The following is a 1,309-nucleotide window of genomic DNA, read 5'->3' as shown; positions in this document are numbered from 1 at the left end:
TGGACTTAACCCCGTCAAGTAGACAGCTCTAAAAAGACTATGCAGCCATCGTGATCCGATATTCAACTGGAGCACGATGGTTTAGTCGTTTTTGGAATCTTTTATAATTGTAGTGATACATATATGTATCTATTGCTTGTATTAACTCTTCCTCTGTTTTACAATCTGTTTGATACAACATTTCTGTTTTGAAGTGGGAAAAGAATGATTCAACACAGGCATTATCAAGGCAGTTTCCTTTGCGAGAGTGGCTGCCCTTTATGCCATATTTGTTTAATCGTTTGTTGTATTTTTTAGACGTGTACTGGAATCCTTGATCCGAATGAAGGATGGTTCCGTGCACGTTTCTTTTTTTATTTAGGTCCTCCACAGTATCCAAAACTAATTTCATATTATTCCTATCCGATAATTTCCACGAAACAATTTCGTTATTGTAAATATCCTGAATTACCGATAGGTAATAAAAGCGATTCTGAAAGGGGATGTAAGTGATGTCAGTGACTAGGACTTCATTTTCCTTTCTCTCTTTGAATTCCCTGTTGACTAGGTTAGGGAATACTTTGGAACCTTTTTTGCCAAAATATCTCCACTTTCTTCTAATCTTCGACTGAATATCCATTACCTTCATTAACCGGTAAACCTTTTTATGGTTGACCTCGAACCCTTCTTCCTTAAGGGCGGTCACCATTCTAGGGTAGCCAAACTCCTTATGTTTGAGATGAATGGAAAGCATCTGGTCCATTAAATCCTGATCGAGTTCCTTTTTCTTTTCGCGGACTTCAATTGTCTTAACCCATTTGTAATAGCCCGACCTCTGTACCTCAGCAATTTCTGTTAACCATATGACGGGGTATGTCCCTTTCAGCTCATGAATAATCTCAAACCTTAGTGCTTTTTTGATTTCACCTCCCCGTGAAGATTTGGATACTGCTTTTTTAGGTAGTCAACCTGAGCCTTATAATAATCCCGTTCTTGTTCTATATTTTCGAACTTTGTTTTTGGTCGTCCTATAAGGGGGTTATCAGAAGAAAGTTTTCCCCTTTGATCGATAAGCTGATTGCCTTCCTCATACTTTTTTACCCAGGTTTTTAATTGGGTAGGGCTAGGCAATCCTAACTCCTTAGAGAGAGTCAGATAGCTACCATCACCATTTAAATATCTTTCAACTGCTAAACGCCTGAATTCCTCTGTATAGGATTGAAATTTTGTCCCCTTTTTAGCCATTAAAAATCCCCTCCAAGTAGTAGTGTATCATTCCCGCCAAATTTGCGGGCTTTTTTACACTGTCTACTTAAAGGGGATAATATCA

At 38.3% G+C, this 1,309-nt stretch carries 2 protein-coding genes; both read right to left on the bottom strand.

The genetic code is table 11. The features are described 5' to 3' along the window. Window positions 1-37: 37 nt before the first annotated feature. The gene (locus ACIFOT_RS31260) at window positions 38-865 is read right to left on the bottom strand and encodes an IS3 family transposase (RefSeq protein ID WP_430072614.1); all 828 of its coding nucleotides are present in this window, start codon (window positions 863-865) and stop codon (window positions 38-40) included. 20 nt (window positions 866-885) lie between these two features. Continuing rightward, on the bottom strand, window positions 886-1,224 hold the full coding sequence (locus ACIFOT_RS31255; RefSeq protein ID WP_430072611.1) for a transposase: 339 nt from the start codon (window positions 1,222-1,224) through the stop codon (window positions 886-888). Window positions 1,225-1,309: the final 85 nt, after the last annotated feature.

It is taken from the genome of Neobacillus sp. NRS-1170 (genome assembly GCF_050468025.1).
The sequence above is the reverse complement of the archived record's forward strand: the minus strand, read 5'-3'. Positions and strand labels throughout refer to the sequence as shown.

Coding starts and splice junctions, on each gene's coding strand:
- ACIFOT_RS31255 (WP_430072611.1), bottom strand. CDS start 1,224: ATGGCTAAAAAGGGGACAAAATTTCAATCCTATACAGAGGAATTCAGG.